Origin of the sequence: Flagellimonas sp. 389 (genome assembly GCF_018449435.1) — a bacterium.
Lineage (GTDB): Bacteria > Bacteroidota > Bacteroidia > Flavobacteriales > Flavobacteriaceae > Flagellimonas.
Window position 1 is genome coordinate 76,346 of the sequence record NZ_JAHCMU010000004.1, and the last position, 17,665, is coordinate 94,010.

Annotated in this window: 15 protein-coding genes; 8 read left to right on the forward strand and 7 right to left on the reverse strand. The window is 37.6% G+C overall.

All coding sequences use genetic code 11. The features are described 5' to 3' along the window. Positions 1 to 3 precede the first annotated feature (3 nt). Positions 4 to 825 (reverse strand): bifunctional 2-polyprenyl-6-hydroxyphenol methylase/3-demethylubiquinol 3-O-methyltransferase UbiG, encoded by an 822-nt coding sequence (locus KIM67_RS04820; RefSeq protein ID WP_213830232.1) that lies wholly within the window; start codon positions 823 to 825, stop codon positions 4 to 6. 297 nt (positions 826 to 1,122) lie between these two features. Then, positions 1,123 to 1,572 carry a DUF1569 domain-containing protein gene (locus tag KIM67_RS04825; protein WP_213830233.1) on the reverse strand — a complete coding sequence of 150 codons (450 nt, stop codon included), beginning with the start codon at positions 1,570 to 1,572 and terminating at the stop codon, positions 1,123 to 1,125. A gap of 135 nt (positions 1,573 to 1,707) precedes the next feature. On the opposite strand from KIM67_RS04825, the gene radC reads away from it, so the two are divergent. From radC to KIM67_RS04855, 6 genes are read left to right on the forward strand one after another with little or no spacing between them, the layout of a single operon-like run. Next, positions 1,708 to 2,406, forward strand: a complete 699-nt coding sequence (gene radC, locus KIM67_RS04830; protein WP_163418002.1) for a DNA repair protein RadC — start codon at positions 1,708 to 1,710, stop codon at positions 2,404 to 2,406. 13 nt (positions 2,407 to 2,419) lie between these two features. Beyond that, positions 2,420 to 3,715 carry a polysaccharide deacetylase family protein gene (locus KIM67_RS04835; RefSeq protein ID WP_213830234.1) on the forward strand — a complete coding sequence of 432 codons (1,296 nt, stop codon included), beginning with the start codon at positions 2,420 to 2,422 and terminating at the stop codon, positions 3,713 to 3,715. Continuing rightward, complete coding sequence (locus KIM67_RS04840) at positions 3,708 to 4,397, forward strand: YjjG family noncanonical pyrimidine nucleotidase (protein WP_213830235.1); 690 nt, start codon at positions 3,708 to 3,710, stop codon at positions 4,395 to 4,397. Before KIM67_RS04835 ends, KIM67_RS04840 begins: the two co-directional genes overlap by 8 nt. 52 nt (positions 4,398 to 4,449) lie before the next feature. Continuing rightward, a complete protein-coding gene (locus KIM67_RS04845) occupies positions 4,450 to 5,001 on the forward strand; it encodes a hypothetical protein (RefSeq protein WP_213830236.1) in 552 nt (183 codons plus the stop codon). Continuing rightward, the gene (locus KIM67_RS04850; protein WP_213830237.1) at positions 4,998 to 6,464 is read left to right on the forward strand and encodes a DUF5723 family protein; all 1,467 of its coding nucleotides are present in this window, start codon (positions 4,998 to 5,000) and stop codon (positions 6,462 to 6,464) included. Before KIM67_RS04845 ends, KIM67_RS04850 begins: the two co-directional genes overlap by 4 nt. Positions 6,465 to 6,477: 13 nt before the next feature. Beyond that, the gene (locus tag KIM67_RS04855) at positions 6,478 to 7,317 is read left to right on the forward strand and encodes a hypothetical protein (RefSeq protein ID WP_213830238.1); all 840 of its coding nucleotides are present in this window, start codon (positions 6,478 to 6,480) and stop codon (positions 7,315 to 7,317) included. Here KIM67_RS04855 and KIM67_RS04860 read toward each other — a convergent pair. Next, positions 7,314 to 8,591: a replication-associated recombination protein A gene (locus KIM67_RS04860; RefSeq protein ID WP_213830239.1), complete on the reverse strand. Its 1,278-nt coding sequence runs from the start codon at positions 8,589 to 8,591 to the stop codon at positions 7,314 to 7,316. The two genes, KIM67_RS04855 and KIM67_RS04860, sit on opposite strands and share 4 nt — an antisense overlap. Before the next feature lie 283 nt (positions 8,592 to 8,874). Here KIM67_RS04860 and KIM67_RS04865 point away from each other — a divergent pair, with 283 nt between their 5' ends. Further along, complete coding sequence (locus KIM67_RS04865; RefSeq protein ID WP_313788424.1) at positions 8,875 to 9,453, forward strand: rhomboid family intramembrane serine protease; 579 nt, start codon at positions 8,875 to 8,877, stop codon at positions 9,451 to 9,453. 3 nt (positions 9,454 to 9,456) lie between these two features. On the opposite strand, the gene rlmB is transcribed toward KIM67_RS04865, so the two are convergent. Continuing rightward, positions 9,457 to 10,194, reverse strand: a complete 738-nt coding sequence (rlmB, locus tag KIM67_RS04870) for a 23S rRNA (guanosine(2251)-2'-O)-methyltransferase RlmB (protein ID WP_213830241.1) — start codon at positions 10,192 to 10,194, stop codon at positions 9,457 to 9,459. Positions 10,195 to 10,421: 227 nt separating this feature from the next. On the opposite strand from rlmB, the gene KIM67_RS04875 reads away from it, so the two are divergent. Then, the gene (locus KIM67_RS04875) at positions 10,422 to 11,162 is read left to right on the forward strand and encodes a hypothetical protein (RefSeq protein ID WP_163418011.1); all 741 of its coding nucleotides are present in this window, start codon (positions 10,422 to 10,424) and stop codon (positions 11,160 to 11,162) included. 73 nt (positions 11,163 to 11,235) lie between these two features. Here KIM67_RS04875 and KIM67_RS04880 read toward each other — a convergent pair whose 3' ends face one another. Genes KIM67_RS04880 through KIM67_RS04890 form a run of 3 tightly spaced genes read right to left on the reverse strand, consistent with a single transcriptional unit; the run spans position 11,236 to position 17,351 of the window. Continuing rightward, positions 11,236 to 12,312, reverse strand: coding sequence for a hypothetical protein (locus KIM67_RS04880; protein WP_213830242.1), 1,077 nt, complete (start codon positions 12,310 to 12,312; stop codon positions 11,236 to 11,238). Positions 12,313 to 12,332: 20 nt separating this feature from the next. Next, positions 12,333 to 14,051 carry a SusD/RagB family nutrient-binding outer membrane lipoprotein gene (locus KIM67_RS04885; protein WP_213830243.1) on the reverse strand — a complete coding sequence of 573 codons (1,719 nt, stop codon included), beginning with the start codon at positions 14,049 to 14,051 and terminating at the stop codon, positions 12,333 to 12,335. Between the two features lie 27 nt (positions 14,052 to 14,078). After that, positions 14,079 to 17,351 (reverse strand): SusC/RagA family TonB-linked outer membrane protein, encoded by a 3,273-nt coding sequence (locus KIM67_RS04890; protein ID WP_213830244.1) that lies wholly within the window; start codon positions 17,349 to 17,351, stop codon positions 14,079 to 14,081. Positions 17,352 to 17,665: the final 314 nt, after the last annotated feature.

Genomic DNA, 17,665 nt, shown 5'->3' on the forward strand with positions numbered 1-17,665 from the left:
ACTTTATTTTTTTACAGTTATCATCATATGCGGGCTAAACGGGAGAAGATACGCATCGTTTTCTGTAATTTGGATGAGTTGCATTAGTGTATCTTTTTTTCTTTCATTGTTCATACTTGCAAAATAGTCTTTATCCAGCCAAGCCATTCCTTCAACAGCATACGTATTAATATAAGTAAGGCCTTGTTGTAAAAATTCTGTTTTCAGTTCTTCCGGTTTGTGGTAAAAAGCTTCGGCCAAAAGCCATGGAAAATCATCGGGTGGATTGTGGATTCCCGTTGAAAGTTCTTCTTTGCACATCTTAAAAAATGGAGTTTTGTGTATAAGTCCGTTCAATAGGCCAACCAAAGTGGAAGCGGTACAGTTAATGGCAAAACCTAATATGACCCCATTCTTTTTTACAACACGTTTGGCTTCACTTATGGCTTTCGCACGTTCTTTGCTTTCCTGAAGATGGTAAAGTGGTCCGTGCAGGATTACAATATCCGCAAAGTTATTGGGGAAGCTTAGTTCCTGCGCTTTGCCGAAACTTACTGAAAACTTGTTCTTTAATTTACTTGCTCTATTTTGAGCTATTTGGATGTGTTTTGGCACAGGTTCTATCAAGTGAACTTCATGGCCCTTTTTTGAAAGCCATTCTGAATATTTTCCAGTACCACCTCCCACATCGATTATTTTACAATTAGGGTATGGGATGTATTTTTCAATCAGTGACTTAATTCTTTCAAATTCAAAGACGCCCATGCCTTTGTCCAATCTGGTTTCTTCGGATGCTTTATGATAAAAAAACTCTATATTTCTACTTATTAACTGCTTACTGTTCATGTTTACTTTTTTGAACTTTATCGGATAATAAAGCATAGCCGCTCTCTAAACGATAAAGAAATCGATTTCGATTTTTTTGATAAATAACTTGGATTGTAAAGCGTACGTATCCTATACATCTAGAAGTTGAAATCAACGATGCAAGAAGTGACACTTATAAAATTAAGTGTCCGTCTTTGTAGAAAGACTTGGATACTATGTTTGAACTAGTATATCAGACTGTAAAGATAGAGTTTACTTAATAATTGGCAATATACTTTTCCGTTTAGTGTAAGTAAAAACAAAACAGCGAATCGTTTAAACACCAAATTGCCTTAGGTGGTGATCCAGATGTTTGTATTGCATCTGTCCCCATTGTTTTGGAGTGAAAACACCAAAGGCAGGATGTGGCTCCCATGATTCTTTATCCTTTTCTTGATGAAACTCGTTCACCAAGGAAATTAATTTTTCTTTTTCTGGACCAAACTCTTTTTCATTTTCTACTTTGAACGGTTTTGGTGTTGGCAATCCTTGTTTCCAGAGCTTGTCATTGTACATACTCTTTTTAAAACTCTGGTACAATAACTTCATAATAGGGTTTGGTTTTTTCATCTTATAATTCCCAAGTGCTAAATTTAGAGGAAACTGACAGTGGCAAAGCATTTGAGCCACTTGCATTTTGCCCCATTCTGCATTTGTGGATTCGTTTAACTTTTCAATACGTTCAATGACTTCCGTAAACGTATCAATTTCAAGAAGAGATTTCATATACCTTGGTTTGATGACTTTCAAAGTACCAAATTTATGTTTTCGTGTCAAGTCAGGATAAACATATAGATATAAAACCTCGGACATTCAAAAAATCGGAGAACACAACAATGTAAATTCCATTATATTTAGACCATGCAAGAAAAGACTGTTTCCTTTTCCATTAAAAATTGGGCGGATGACGATAAACCAAGAGAGAAATTGGTTCAAAAAGGGCGCTCGGCACTTTCAGATGCTGAACTTATTGCAATTTTGATAGGGTCTGGAAATAAGGAAGAGAGCGCAGTACAGCTTTCAAAGCGTATTCTTGCTTCCGTAAACCACAACTTGAACGAGCTGGGCAAGCTCTCAGTAAATCAGCTCATGCATTTTAAAGGTATTGGAGAGGCAAAAGCAGTGACCATCGCTGCAGCTTTGGAAATGGGACGACGTAGAAGGGGAGAGGAAGGTGAGAAGGTTTCCAAAGTTTGTAGTAGTAAAGATGTTTTTGAGCTTTTACATCCTTTGGTTGGAGATTTGGAACATGAAGAGTTCTGGGTAGTCTATCTTAATAACTCTAACAAGGTGATTCATAAATCCCAACTGAGCAAAGGTGGTATTACGGGAACTTTGGTTGATGTAAGATTAGTAATGAAGCGGGCATTGGAGCTTGGTGCGGTTGGGATAATACTTGCGCACAATCATCCATCCGGTACAGTGAGGCCAAGTTCGGCAGATAAACAGATTACCCAAAAACTTAAGATGGCTTCTGAAGCTCTGGATATAAAAATATTAGACCACCTCATTTTGGCGGAACAGGACTATTTTAGTTTTGCAGACCAAGGAATACTTTAGTTGAAAAGTAACTATGTTATTGATATATACACATAAGATCACAAATCGGTTAACCTATACGGCGAAGCAGATTTTCGAAAAGATTTTAGGTGTAGAAATAACATTTACAACCAAAGTTGAAGATTTTATAAAGCATTCGGGCCCTAAAATTACATATTCCAAACAACCCTTGCAGAACGAGTTTTTTGTTCGCAGCAACGACCTCTTGTTTGAACAGGGCATAAACGATTTAGAGATCAAAATGTCTGATTGGGAAGGCATTCCATGTTTTTTTGCTACAGGTGAGAAAAGTTCCATTCCCTATGATATTTTCTCGGCAAGCTTTTTTCTGTTAAGTCGATATGAGGAATATCTTCCCCATGTTAAAGATAGCGTAGGGAGGTTTCCTGCAAAGGAAAGTTTGGCGTACCAGCATAAATTTCTTGAGCTGCCCGTTGTGGACCTTTGGGCTTACAAGTTAATTGGTGCATTAAAGCAACGGTTTCCTGATATCAGTCATTCTCAAAGAGCGTACAGGTTTACATCTATAATAAATGTAACTACTTCACATAGCTATGCACACCGTGGTTGGACCAGAAGTTTGGGAGGATTCTTTTTGGATTTAGGAAGTTTAAAGCTGAAAAGTTTGGTGTACAGGGTGTCTGTTCTTTTGGGTTTAAAAAAAGACCCATATGACAACTTTGACGAACTGATCAGGATTCATAAAATGTTCCCTGTAAAGACGATGTTTTTCTTTCAGTTTGCAAAATATTCTGCGCACGATAAAAATATTTCACCCAATAATAACAAGTTTGGGTACCTTATAAAGTCGGTTGCGGATTATAGTGTGGTTTCCTTGAGTACTTCCTTTCTATCATCTATGGACAAAGGAGTTTTGAAAGAAGAAAAAAGACAACTGAGCAATTTGATCAATAGACCTATAAACTATTCAAGACTACGATATAATAAAGTCAACGTTCCAACTACATATCGTAATCTTATAGAAGCGGAATTTACCGAGGACTTTTCCATGGGATACACCCATGAGATTGGTTTTAGAGCTGGCACCTGCACGCCTTTTGGTTTTTATGATATAAATATGGAAGCAAAGCAGCCCCTTAAAATCCATCCCTTTGCTGTACATGACTATGCGCTTGTCAATTACAGAAATGACTCAGAAGTTTTTGAGAAAATGGATAGAATTTATAGACAGGTCAAACAGGTAAATGGAGATTTCGTAACTGTTTTTTCCAATGAACTGTTAGGGGGCGACCATAAACTGAATTGGTTGAAACTCTATCAATCTTTTTTAAAGCGATACTATGTTTAAGGAGCAAATCACTGATATCTTCTTTGATTTAGACCACACACTCTGGGATTTTGAAAAGAACTCTGCTTTGACATTCGAGAAGATTCTATACAAAAACAAGGTTGACGTTTCTTTAAATAATTTTTTAGAAGTATACGTGCCCATAAATTTTGAATACTGGAAACTCTATCGTGAAAACAAAATAAGCAAATCAGAACTCCGTTATCAAAGATTGAAGAAGACTTTTGATGTTATTGGTAAAAACATTGACGATGATTCCATACATATTCTGGCTCATGAATATATTGAATACTTGTCCTCTTTTACCCATCTCTTCCCCGATACCATTGAGGTCTTAGAATACTTAAAACCACAGTATAGGCTACATATTATTACCAATGGATTTCAAGAAATTCAGGAGAAAAAGCTGAAAGGCTCAAAGATTCATCACTATTTTAACCAAATTATAGATTCAGAAAAAGCAGGGGTGAAAAAACCACATCCTTATATTTTCGAATTAGCATTGACAGAAGCCAATGTAAATGCTAAAAATGCCTTAATGATAGGAGATAGTCTTGAAGCAGATATCATGGGAGCCATATCCGTAGGAATACAAGCTGTGCATTTCAACTCACATAAAGAGCAACAGCACGATTTATGTAGAATCATCGACGATCTTATTGAAATAAAAAGCATTTTGTAGAGTTATACTATAGTATTAGAGCAGCTTATAATTCTTAGAAAACTTTATACTCATGCAACGATTGTTTTTCAATTGCTTCCTTGCATTTAATTGTTTTTTTGTTTTTTTCGGATGTTCCGAAGAGCAAAACTTTGATCAGTTCGATGATTTAAGCGTCACCCCCTTAGTTGCATCAAGTATTTTTTATCTGGAATCGGATGAACAGTTCATAAACACGGCCGCTGCATTTGGCAACTTTTATACTGAAACCTTCAATTTTGATGCTTTCAATGAACAGTTTGTAGCCGAACGCTTAATTGAAGGTACAATTACATACGAAATTGAAAATACTACAAGTAAGCGCTTGGATATCATTGTGGAGTTTCTGGATGAGATGGGGAACACTTTGGATTTTGAACTTTTCGAAATCGAACCAGCCCCATCAGAGATGCAAACTATTGAAGTTCCTTATGGCCCTGGAGGTAAAAGCTTGGAAATCTTGGCGGCAACATCGAATATTAGAGTAACCGGTAACAATTTAGGGGATAACACAAGCGTGTCATCAAACGAAGAACCTAAAATAATCATGCGATCTGCCGCAGAATTCTTATTCCGTTTAAAATGAGGCTATATAGCTTATTATTTTTAGCCACTTTTTTAGGTGTTTCTTTCATGCACTCCCAAAACAAGCAGTTGCTATATGATTTCTATGAGATTCCACAATCGTTAATGGTAAACCCTGGTGTCAAGGCCATGGAAAAGTGGCATGTGGGGGTTCCGGTTTTATCGGGATTATCCTTTCAAGCTGGTACAAGCGGGGTTACCGTTAATGACCTCTTTGCCAACGATGGAATTGATTTTACAACAAAGGTTAGGGAACGTTTGTTGGATGTGATGAATCGAAAAGATGATTTTAGCACAACAAGTCAGATAGAAGGATTCAATGTAGGTTTTAGGGGGAGGAACAGGCCAGATGATTACTATTCCTTTGGAATGTATGGAGAGACCGATATTATTGTATACTGGCCCAAAGATTTGGCCATATTGGCTTTTGAGGGTAATGGTGGAGCAAACATTGGAAGAAGTTTTGACCTTGGTGATTTAAGCCTTAGGGGCGAAATGGTCAGCGTATTCCATTTTGGCATCAATCGAAAGATAAGCAATACATTGACCGTTGGGGCAAGGGCAAAAATCTATTCCAGTATCTTTCACTTTAGGTCTACGAAGAATTCCGGTTCGTTTAGTACAACAGAAGGACAGAACAATATCTATGCGAATTCCATCACTTCAGATATGCAATTACAAACATCTGGCATCGATGGTTTTTTGGATATCATAGATGACGATACTTCGGGAAACAGAAGAGAACGGCTAGAGCGTTTGTTTACCAAAAAAGTATTGTTTGGGGGTAATCTAGGTTTGGGATTTGATTTGGGCTTCACTCATAATTTGAATCCGCAAACTACAATTACAGGTAGTTTGTTGGATGTAGGATTTATTTATAATTCAAAAGATATAAGAAACTTTACGCTCAACGGAAGTGCAACTAATGAAGGTGTTTCTATTGTTTTGCCTGATGACATCTCAAATACTGGAACTGATATATGGCAAGACCTCGTAGATGAAATTGAAGAGTCCGTTCCATTTAATGAAAATGAATCCGGTTACATTTCTTTTCGACCTGTGAAGGCTTATGGTTCAATACGCTATGACTTTGGTGAGGGTAAAACCAAAACAACAAGGAGGAACTGCGGTGGGTGTCTGGTTAACAATGTGTCCAGGCCCAACGAGGATTTCTACAGAAACAGTGTTGGCGGTCAATTGTTCTTAATGAAAAGACCAAGGGGAATACAAGGGGCACTTACAGGTTTTTACCAGAGAAGACTGGGCAGGTCACTTGCTTTAAAAACCACATATACGGTAGATAAATATTCATTTTCCAATGTTGGGTTGGGCCTTAACCTTCAAGCAGGTCCCGTAAATTTTTATGTTTTGGCAGATAATCTTTTGGCCTATAGAAATATAGCGGACAGTCATTATGCTTCTTTACAGTTCGGATTTAATATTATATCTTGGAACGGTAATTGATTATCTTTTCAATATGAAATCTAGACTTTTATTTTTAGTAATGTTTGCAGCAGTTTTGGGCGGTTCTTTGTACGGTCAACTTAATGATTATAAATATATTATAGTCCCCAAGAAATTTGATTCGTATAAAGAAGAAAACAAATATCAGACGAGTACGACCATAAAACACTTGTTCGCGCAGCGAGGTTTTAATGTAGTGTACGATGATGCTTTGCCAACAGAGTTGAGTAAAGACAGGTGTATGGGACTGTTGGTCAATCTAGAAGATATTTCCTCTATGTTTAGCACAAAGACTATTGTGGTATTAAAAGATTGTCAGTCCAATGAGGTTTTTAGAACTGTTGAAGGGAGAAGCAAAGTAAAAGAATTTAAGGCTGCTTATTCTGATGCATTAAAGAAATCGTTTTCCTCATTTGATAGAATACAATACAAGTATACACCAAAAGAGAAACACAATATGACCGAAGAACCCATAACGGTCAGTTTCGAAAATGATGTGAAGTCTTTGGATGAAAAACCAAAAGCTAAGATAGTGGTCCAAGAAGCTACTCCGGAAAATCAAAGTTTTAAAAGTATGGAGCCGAAACCTTCGGACTTTCAAAAGGCGGTTATGCCCGCTGCTGAAGCACTAACTTCTGTTTTGTTGTATGCCCAGCCAATTGAAAATGGCTATCAGCTAGTGGACAGCTCTCCTAAAGTCAGATTAAAACTTATGGAGACAGCTCTTGAAAATGTGTTCTTGGTAAATTTTGAAGGTAGAAATGGTGTTGTTCTTAAAGACAACGATAAGTGGTTTCTTGAGTTCGTGGAAAATGGAAAAAAGAAGGTAGAGGAACTTACCATTAAATTTTAGTATTCATATTTGCCCTTCCAGCGTTTTTTTAGAAAATCCTTTATTGCCTTTTCTCGTGGATTCTCTCCTGGTCGGTAAAACGTAGTACCAGAAATTTCCTTTGGGAGAAATTCAAAGTCTACGAAGTTGTTCTTGTGGTCATGGGCATAATCATATCCCTTTCCGTAACCCAGGTCTTTCATTAATTTGGTAGGTGCATTTCTTATGGTTAAAGGGACAGATAAATCTCCAGTTTCTTTCACTTTTTGTTGTGCCTCTTTAATAGCAACGTAACTGGCATTACTTTTTGCGGAACTTGCAAGATACGTGGCACATTGGCTAAGAATTATCCGCGCCTCGGGATATCCAATAGTATTTACCGCCTGAAAAGCCGAGGTGGCCATAACAAGCGCTGTGGGGTTTGCATTGCCAATATCTTCAGAAGCTAAAATAACCAATCTTCGGGCAATGAACTTTACATCTTCGCCACCCTCTATCATTCTTGCCAACCAATATACTGCAGCGTTGGGGTCACTTCCTCTAATAGACTTTATAAAAGCGGAAACAATATCATAATGTTGCTCCCCTGTCTTATCATAAAGTACTGTGTTCTTTTGTATCTTATTTAAGACCAGTTCGTTCGTAATCGTTACTTCGTCACTTGGCTCAGAATTAATGATGAGCTCAAAAATGTTCAATAGTTTTCTTCCATCTCCCCCAGAAAGCCGCAGTAATGCCTCGGTTTCTTTAAGAATTATTTTCTTGGATTTAAGCGCAGCATCCGTATTCATCGCTCTGCTTATTAGCGCTTCCAAATCTTCTTTTTCAAAAGGATTCAATACATATACCTGACATCTTGATAGGAGGGCGGGGATAACCTCAAAACTGGGATTTTCTGTTGTTGCACCAATTAAAGTGACCCAGCCTTTTTCAACCGCACCCAGCAAAGAATCTTGTTGCGATTTACTAAAACGATGAATTTCATCAATGAACAAAATGGGATTTTTAGAAGTAAACAGACCTCCGCTTTGTTTTGCTTTGTCAATAACCTCCCGTACGTCTTTTACACCACTGCTCACTGCACTTAACGTATAAAAAGGTCTTTGGCTTTGGTTGGCGATAATATTTGCCAGCGTAGTTTTTCCGGTTCCAGGAGGCCCCCACAAAATCAAGGACGGAATGATGCCATTCTTTATTTGATTGGTCAAAGAACCATGTTCGCCCACCAAATGGTTTTGGCTAATATACTCATCAAGCGTTTTTGGACGTATGCGTTCCGCAAGAGGTTCGTTCATAACAATAAAAATAAGGTAAATTTATAGTATTATTTTGTAGTTGTTTTTCCATCTAACTTAAAATTACAATCCGCCTTATATGACAATTTGTGCGTATTTTATGTAATGGTCACATAATTGCTTTTATATTTTTATGCTAGAAAAGAATCATTTTAAATTTTCTTATTGGGTTTTATTTGCACCTCTTATAGCGGTTTTATCAATTTGGACCGTATTTTGGGTGGAAGTTCAATTTGATGTCAATTTGAACAAGTATGGTATTTATCCCCAAAGATTTTCGGGTTTGAAAGGCATTCTATTTAGCCCTTTCATACATGGTTCGGTAGCACATTTGTACAACAATACTATTCCACTTGCAGTTTTGACCGCCTTTCTGGTATATTTTTATAGGTACGCCTCGTTAAGAATACTTTTTTTTGGGATGCTTTTATCGGGTTCTCTTACATGGCTGATAGGTAGGCCATCATACCATATTGGAGCCAGTGGTATCATTTATGTACTGGCGAGTTTTATTTTTTTTAAAGGGGTTTTTGCCAAACATTTTAGGTTAGTAGCATTATCATTGGTAGTGGTTTTTGTGTATGGAAGTATGATTTGGTACATATTTCCGGTTAAAGATGGTATTTCTTGGGAGGGACATCTTTCCGGTTTTCTTACAGGATTGTTGTTGGCGATTTTTGTCAAAATCAGGATTCCGGTCGAAAAAAAGTTCGAATGGGAGAAAGAGGGTTACAACGAAGAAGAGGATGCCTTTTTAAAACATTTTGATGAAGACGGTAATTTTATTGAAAGCGATTTAGATGAAGAAACCTCCGAAAAAATAAAAATCAAATATCACTATAAAAAAAATCCCGGCGAGTAAGAATTACCCCATTCTTTGCCTTACCACTTCATATAAAAACACGCCACAAGCCACTGAAACGTTTAGTGAATCTATTTCACCTAAAAGAGGCAGCTTTGCTGTAGCGTCTACCAAATTCAAAATTGATGATGAGATGCCCTTATCTTCAGCCCCCATAAGTATGGTACAAGGCTGTTTAAAATCTGTAGTATAGACATTATTATCAGATTTTTCTGTAGCGGCAATCACATGGATGCCAGAAGATTGAAGATAAAATATTGCATCTTTCAGGTGGTCCACTTTAGTAATAGGGACTTTAAAAGCAGCTCCAGCAGAAGTTTTTACAGTATCGTCCGTAATAGGTGCAGCACCACTTTTTGGGATTATGATACCATCCACACCAGTACATTCAGCTGTTCTGATCATAGCTCCAAAATTTCTTACATCGGAAATTTGATCCAACATCAGAAAAAGAGGAATTTTCTTTTGTTCAAGAACTTGTTCCACCAAGCTCTCAAAACTCTGAAATTGAACGGGGGAAATATTTGCCACGGCCCCTTGATGATTGTTTCTGGTAAGTCGGTTTAGCTTTTCGACAGGAACATAAGATGCGCTGATACTGTTTTTACGAATCAAAACTTCCAATTCTTTAAACAGTTCACCGCTCAATCCTCTTTGAAGAAAAATTTTATTTATCGGCTGTTGGGAATCTATGGCTTCTATTATAGCTCGGATACCATAGATTTGATTGGATTTTTGCATAGCAGCAAAAGTAGGTAAAAAGACAGGTTTCCAAATATTGAAATACTAAAAGTTAGCGTAGGGTTTTATATACGACCATAAAAATGTGAAAAATTACCAAATGTTCTAAAACAAAACTTCATATCTTCAGTATTCGTAAAAATAAACCTACATTTAATTTTTATGTTCACTTATTTTTATCTTTAAGGATAAATATCATAATCAATTAAGTAATAAAACAATCAATCATGAAACGTAGTTTTTTTTACCCAGCGCTTGGGTTATTGCTTGGCCAGTCTATAATAGCACAAGCTCCTGCCAATTACAATGCCGATAATGAATCTTTTGGAAATCAACCTATGTTGCAGTATGCATTTCAGCAACTTAATAGTAAAACGGCCAAAAAATTTGATGAAACCAATATTAGGGGATCTCGTTTTTACCGAAGAGGTTTTTTAGAGGGCAGTATTTACAGTAAAGATGGCCTTGAAGGTAAAAATCTTATGCGTTATGATGGCTATAACGATGAAGTACAGATAAAAATCAGCCCATCCGATACAACAATTGTAATGCTAACACAGAACAAAGATATATATTGTGTTTTGGGAAGGGAGAAAATAGTTTATAGAGAATATTTTGATAAGGATGGCGAAGCCATATATGGTCATTTATTTAAATTGGCTGAGACCGATGATTTAGCTTTGTTTGAACGTAGAATAAAAAAATATAAAGAAGGGAAAGCGGCCACAACATCTTTTGAGGTTCCTGTGGCAAGCCGTTTTGTTTTACAAACAGAGTTATACTACTTGGATAAAAAAGATAATAAAATACAGTTTTTTAAGCCTTCTAAAAAGAATTTGGTGGCAATGTTCGAAACTGATGACAAAACCAAAAATGACAAACTAAAAAAGTTTATCTCTAGTTCTAGGTTGAATTATAAGGATACTAAAGATATTGTACAGGTTTTGTACTACTACAATAACTTATAAAAATCATCAATAATATTAATATAAAAAACCGCGCTATAAGCGCGGTTTTTTGTTTTAAACTTTGAATCTATTCTTATTCAGGATTGTTTCCTAAAAAGATAGCTGGCCAATCTTCACCACCTTCTCTTGTAAGAACGACAGTTCCCGTATCTCCGAGAGAGTTTGAAAAGCTAATGGTCATTTCTGCACCGGCAACACTTGTAATTGTATATCCATACGTGAAATCTGTGTCTTCATCGTCATCATTTGGAACCACTACGCTATTCTTCAGATAAACTTCACCATCAGGATTTAAGCTAATACAATCCCATATGATAGTTACATCTTCACCAGTTGCTGGGCCTCTACCAGGATAACAACTTTCAAACTGGCCAAAGCTCATATCTGAAGAAGTGTATTCACCAGATATTGGACTTCCATCACCACCAGCAACCTGTTCCCAAGTAACATCTCCTGCAACAACTGTTCCTGCAGTACAAGCAACAGGTACGTCCTCTCCTGGAGGTAATTGGCCAGGTGCAGATGTAAGAATAGTGGTTACGTAAGAGTGCGTGCCGGATAAATCATCTGTTATGGAACAAGCAATTACAGGAAAGTACTCGAACGGTGCTGAGAAATAAGCACCACCGCTTACAGGACCTCCAACATCAGCATTGGTATAGGTTTCACCATTTGTCAATGCCAATACCAAACGAAACTCAAAACGATCTTTACCTACAACCATTGATTCATCTATACCAGTGGCAGCAATCAATTCATCTGCAGTATAGGAGATAGTTGCTATTGGAAGTGAGCGTTCACCATCGGTAAAGTCACTGGCGGCTAATGTTTGAAGTAACACTTCTGTAGTTGACATGTCGTCGCCGTTATCAGAATTGTCATCAAAATTCACATAAACCTCAACACTTTCAAGAAGGTCTCCCCCCTCTTCGTCTTGTTCTTCCAAATCAATCGTATAAGATGAGCCACTTTCGAATAGGTTGGTATCAAAATTGTAGACCAAATTGTTAGTCTCATCTATGGTTCTTATAACTGCTCCGGTACCTACCTGTGCTAGAATCTCGTCAACGACTTTTTCGTCATCATCACAAGCAAATAGGGTAGCGAGTGCCAAACCTAAAATTGCAATTTTATTATTATATGTTTTCATATTTCTGTATATCAAGATTATTAGTTTGCAGGTGGAAATTCAGGAAAGTCTCCATTGGTATCCCAAAAAACTTTAACGGTTTGGTTGGGTTTTGGATCCTGGGAGGAATTGTTGTTTACAAAATCAGCTGGATAATTCAGTGACCTGATGAACGCTCCTGGGTCTGGCTCAAAGTTTGGCTGTAGAGTAGTTGGATAACCGGTTCTTCTATAGTAATTATATCCATCTATACCATTCCCAAACAGTGCTACAAAATATTGCTCCGCTACAAGATCCCATTTGTCATCATCGTCAGTTTTACTGTCAAATTCCGAGTCAATCTGATTTACAAAATTTGTAACGTCAGCGTCCGAAGCAGCAAATGAGTTATCTGCTCCGCTATCCAAAGAACCAAAAGCTCTTACTTTGGTCATCGATTTTTGAATACCATCTAACATAAAGGCCTTACCAGCATCTATATTTGAAAGCATTGCATCCTCTGCTTTCCAGAAATCTACCCAAGAGGCCAATAGGATAGGGGTAACACCAGCGCCACCGCCTCCTGAACCTACGGATAATCCATTAAAGCTACTGTCATCAAATTTACCTCCCGAGGGGTAAACACCATATACCGTTCTAAGAAAACCATCTGGCGGGATACCCGCATTTTGTCCGTGATCTCTGCCCCAATACCCATTAGGAAGAAAACAGAAAGGAAAACCACCATCTATGTAATGTGCTGGAACAGGTTCTAAGGAACAAGCCAAAGTTTCTTCATTTGGAGGAGCCTCTGCACCCGGGGTAGCTGAATTTTGACGATAGAAATAGTAGCGAATTCTTGGGTCATCACTTTGGTTCATATAGTCTAGTAGCCAGTTAGGTAGATAATCTGCACCTCCCGAAGGTGTGTAGTTGTCCGCATATCTTGGATGTCTTGCATCTGGCTGAACAGGATTTGTCCCCCATTGAAACTCAAAATCTTCCGAGCCATCTGCTGCATCTATATAGTCTCCCGAAGCAACAATTGCATCAAAACTTGCAATGGCCGTAGGATCTACCAATCGTCTTTGCAAATGAATTTTCATTTTCAACGTATTGGCCGCCTTGATCCAGTTGTCCCAATCACCGTTATAATAAAAATCATTGGCAGGCTCATTAGGAGCATCAAGACCAAAATTTACGATAGCATCATCTAAGAGTGCCAGGGCTGCATCATAAATGCTAGAACCTGGATCAACATTAGGATTAAGTATAGGTGTCTCAGCATTTCCTTGAAGCGCCTCTGAATAAGGAACGTCACCAAAAAAGTCTACCAGAGTTACAATGGTGTAAGCTTCAATAACCTCTCCTATGCCAATGTGATAGAAAAGATCGCCTTCGATAGCTGCAGGCGTCATTGCTCTTATATCTGCTAAAATACCGTTAAACTCAAGACCACTGTCCAAAGATGAATTCGCATCTGCCTGAAAGGCTATTTGCCACTCTGTATTAAGCTGATTTGGGTTGTAGTTGGTTACGTTTTGGTAGTTACGTCCGTTCATGTAACCGATTCGAATCAAATCCGCCCCATTTTGCCCCATTAATTCTGTAAATGTTGCAAAATCTACCTGAATGGAGTTCAAAAATAAATCTGGACTCGATTGATCTGGTCGCAGTTGATTTGGATTTTCCGTTAGATCTAGTTCTATAGTCTCGCAGGAAGTCATTAATAATACTCCTGAAAACAACACTAAACCTAGATATTTATATATGTTTTTCATCGTCATAATTTTTTACTGTTGTTTTACTTAAAAGGTAGCTTTTATACTTAAACCATATCTTCTACCACTTGGACCTGCCAAGTAATCAAAACCTCTACCATTACCAACACCCAAACCAGCTTGGTTAGGGTCAAAGTTAGTTCCATCGGGAACATTTAAGGCTTTGTAAAATAAATTTTGACCAGATACCGTAAAGCTCACCGCTCCAAATGGAGTTTTGTCCAATAATTTTGAAGGTATGGAATAGCCCAAGGAAATTTCTTGTAAGCGAATCACCGTACCATCATATATTCCCAATTCATCTGGCCCGAACAATACGTTGTTAAAATAAAATGTAGAATTGTTGATTTGCTTTGTATTCACGCTACCATCCGATTCTTGAACACCTGGCAAAATAAAGGTGTTGATACGGTCAACTGTATCTGTTGTTAAACCTCTACCCAATAATGTAGATACTGTTCTTGAATAGATGTCACCACCTTGCGTATAATTCAATAAGAAAGAAAAATTGAAGTTTTTATAGGAGAGGTTATTGTTGACGTTCAATATCCAATCTGGATTAGGATCTCCAATTACAAATTGTCCTTGTTCAATGACATAATCTCCACCACTATCCACTAAAAACTCACCTGCTTCATTCCTTGCAATTCTATTTCCAACAATGACACCCAACTGTTCTCCTTCAATGGCGGCGTTACCTAAGCTATTTAAGGTACTAGCTCCAGCATATACAATGATGTCTGTATCCTGTCCTAAATCATCTACAACTGCATTATTGGTTGTAAAGTTTCCGTTTACAGACCAGTTAACGCCGTCAGAGTCGTTTCTGAAGACATCCACGCCTAAATCTATCTCTAATCCATCTCCACTAATCTGTCCGACATTGGTTTGTTGAGCATAAAATCCTGTAGAAGGGTCAAGAGGTCGTTGGACAATCAAGTCCGTAGTAGTTCTATTGTAATATGAAGCCTCTAACGAAACTCTATTATTAAAGAAACGTGATTCTATACCTACTTCAAATTCGGTAAGTAATTCTGGCTGTAAATCAGGATTTCCTAGAAGATCTCCAACAGAGTTTGTTACAACGTCGTTTCCGCCATTTTGGAAGAACTGAGTGTTGATGTTCAAAACAGAAACTGTAGGATATCCCGTTGGGAAATTGGCAGAAGTACCATAACCAGCTCTAAATTTTAAATAGTTAAGTCCTTTCTCACTTTTAAGTCCATCTATAACTGTGGTCGGTATAAAAGATAAACTCGCACTAGGATAAAAAGCTGATCTGTTTTCGGTAATCAAATTTGAAACCCAGTCATTTCTTGCAGCTAGTGTTAAATAGACCCAACGATCGTAATCAATATCAGCTTGGGCAAAAACACCTGCAATATTTCGTTCTTGGAAAGACTGAATTTCATTTTGATTTGCAAAGTTTACATGTCTAAGTACGTTGAATACTTGTTGTCCATTACTGGCAACACCGGTTTGATCAAAAACCTCTCTTCTAGAAGTAAGACCGGCGTTAAAGGTCAATCCCATCTTATCAGAAAGGTCATAGTCACCATTCAAAATTAAATCATGGTTCTGTATGGTGTTGGTATTGTTCCAAGTTTGGTAAATACCACTAACCAAGGCAGCATCTTCTTGTCCACGACCACCTTTATTCTGAAAGTTGGTGTTGTTTTCACTATAAACGTCTAGACCAAAACGATACAGGATATTAAGGTTGTCATTAATGTTATAAGTAATCGATGACTGTCCAAACACTCTATTTACATTTTGTCGAAAACCTGAATTGGCTACCGTCCAAAGTGGATGCTGGATACTATTATTCTGTCTGTAGTAGGTACTAGAACCATCTATAGGGTTTTGAAAAGGTAAACCTTGGATGTCTACACTTCGTGGTGTAAAGAACAATTCGCCAAAAATTGATGAACCTGTTCCAGTTGCACCGTTACCTTCACTGGCCGCAACTGGAGGTGATCTAAAATTAGTGTTAGAGAAGTTAAGTGTGCCCGCTACTGTAAATTTATTCGATAGAATTGCTCTACCACCTACACCTAAAGTATACCTCTTAAGATTATTGCCAGGAGTAAATCCTGTATCGTCCAAATGTCCAAAGTTGGCATTGTAAGAAACTTTTCCATCTTCAGAAGAACCTCGTACGTTGACAGAATTACTTGTAACTGCACCTGTTCTAAAGAAATTTTTCACACTATCGTAAGGTCTCCAATCATAACGAGCCCCGGCAAATTCCGGAAACGCTGCTGGAATACCTGTTGCACTTGCAGCTGTGGAATAAGGGTGTGCTAAGGTTCCATTTTCATCAAAACCTACATTTGGTCTAGAATCTATACCATTGCCCCAACCTGCTACACCATCTCTTTCGAAACCTGGTCCCCAGTTACTGAAGAACCAGCCAAAAGCTTGGTCAAAACCGTTACCAAATTCATCTTGGTAATCTGGTAAGGAAGCAATTTCGTTAAAGAATAGAGAAGAATTGACTGTTATCTCCGTTTTCTTTGCAGCTCCGGTAGAAGCACCATTTTTGGTAGTAATTAAGATTACACCATTACGACCTTGTGTACCGTATAGGGTAGCAGCGGCTAATCCTTTAAGGATATTTACACTTTCGATGTTGTTTGGATCTAAATCCAAAAATCTACTTGAGCCCGAGTTACCATTCAGGAAATCATCGCCAGCTGCACCTGTAGCAGCTCCTGAAGAATTCGTCTCACTTGAAAAAGGAACCCCATCTACAATAAATAATGGTTGATTACTTCCACTAAAAGAACTAAAACCTCTAATAACGATATTTGTTCCTGATCCAGAAAGACCACTTTGCTGAGTGATATTAAGACCAGATGCTTTACCTGTCAAAACCCTACCTACATCACCTTCTGGACGTTGTTCAAGTTCTTCACTGGCAACTTCAGAAACTGCATATCCCAATGCTTGCTTCTCACGTTTGATACCTTGGGCGGTTACAATAACCTCCTCAAGCGCTTGGGCATCCTCGGACATTTGTACGCTAATCGTACTGCCTGCACCAATCGTTCGTCTTGCTTCTTTTTGCCCTATATAAGTAAAAAGAAGTGTTTGACCTGTACTGGCCATGATAGAATAATTTCCATCAAAATCTGTTTGGGTACCATTGGTGGTGCCTTCAACGACAATGTTAACCCCAGGTAACGGTAAGCCATCGGCATCTGTAACCGTACCTGAAATCGTCTTGTCTTGTGCAAAGGTTACCTGCACAACAAACGCCAACAATAGCGTTAACAATCCATTAAGTTTTGTTCTCATTTTTAAATTATTTGAATTAGCTGGGTCTAAAATCACAATTTCATGTTAATAATCCAAACTAATGTCATTAATTTTTTAAGAAATTTTTAGTAAATGCATTTTAATCAAAATCAGATTTCATTTTTGAAGACTATTTGGTCAAGACTATAAATATTTAAGGATATGGCAAAAAGCTTGTTATTTTGCTAAATGTTGAGATATGGATTTCACATAATATTTAGGAATGTTTTTATGTATCTTTTTCTTAAAAATTTAACAACTTTCGCTTTTTTGGTGTTTTATTAAAAACAATGTCATTTTATACCTTAATAGTA

Bases quoted from the DNA above. Each gene is read 5' to 3' on its own strand.
- KIM67_RS04875 (WP_163418011.1), top strand. From the start codon at position 10,422: ATGAAACGTAGTTTTTTTTACCCAGCGCTTGGGTTATTGCTTGGCCAG.
- KIM67_RS04890 (WP_213830244.1), bottom strand. From the start codon at position 17,351: ATGAGAACAAAACTTAATGGATTGTTAACGCTATTGTTGGCGTTTGTT.
- KIM67_RS04880 (WP_213830242.1), bottom strand. From the start codon at position 12,312: ATGAAAACATATAATAATAAAATTGCAATTTTAGGTTTGGCACTCGCT.
- KIM67_RS04850 (WP_213830237.1), top strand. From the start codon at position 4,998: ATGAGGCTATATAGCTTATTATTTTTAGCCACTTTTTTAGGTGTTTCT.
- KIM67_RS04835 (WP_213830234.1), top strand. From the start codon at position 2,420: ATGTTATTGATATATACACATAAGATCACAAATCGGTTAACCTATACG.
- KIM67_RS04860 (WP_213830239.1), bottom strand. From the start codon at position 8,591: ATGAACGAACCTCTTGCGGAACGCATACGTCCAAAAACGCTTGATGAG.
- radC (WP_163418002.1), top strand. From the start codon at position 1,708: ATGCAAGAAAAGACTGTTTCCTTTTCCATTAAAAATTGGGCGGATGAC.
- KIM67_RS04840 (WP_213830235.1), top strand. From the start codon at position 3,708: ATGTTTAAGGAGCAAATCACTGATATCTTCTTTGATTTAGACCACACA.
- KIM67_RS04855 (WP_213830238.1), top strand. From the start codon at position 6,478: ATGAAATCTAGACTTTTATTTTTAGTAATGTTTGCAGCAGTTTTGGGC.
- KIM67_RS04885 (WP_213830243.1), bottom strand. From the start codon at position 14,051: ATGAAAAACATATATAAATATCTAGGTTTAGTGTTGTTTTCAGGAGTA.
- KIM67_RS04820 (WP_213830232.1), bottom strand. From the start codon at position 825: ATGAACAGTAAGCAGTTAATAAGTAGAAATATAGAGTTTTTTTATCAT.
- KIM67_RS04825 (WP_213830233.1), bottom strand. From the start codon at position 1,572: ATGAAATCTCTTCTTGAAATTGATACGTTTACGGAAGTCATTGAACGT.
- rlmB (WP_213830241.1), bottom strand. From the start codon at position 10,194: ATGCAAAAATCCAATCAAATCTATGGTATCCGAGCTATAATAGAAGCC.
- KIM67_RS04845 (WP_213830236.1), top strand. From the start codon at position 4,450: ATGCAACGATTGTTTTTCAATTGCTTCCTTGCATTTAATTGTTTTTTT.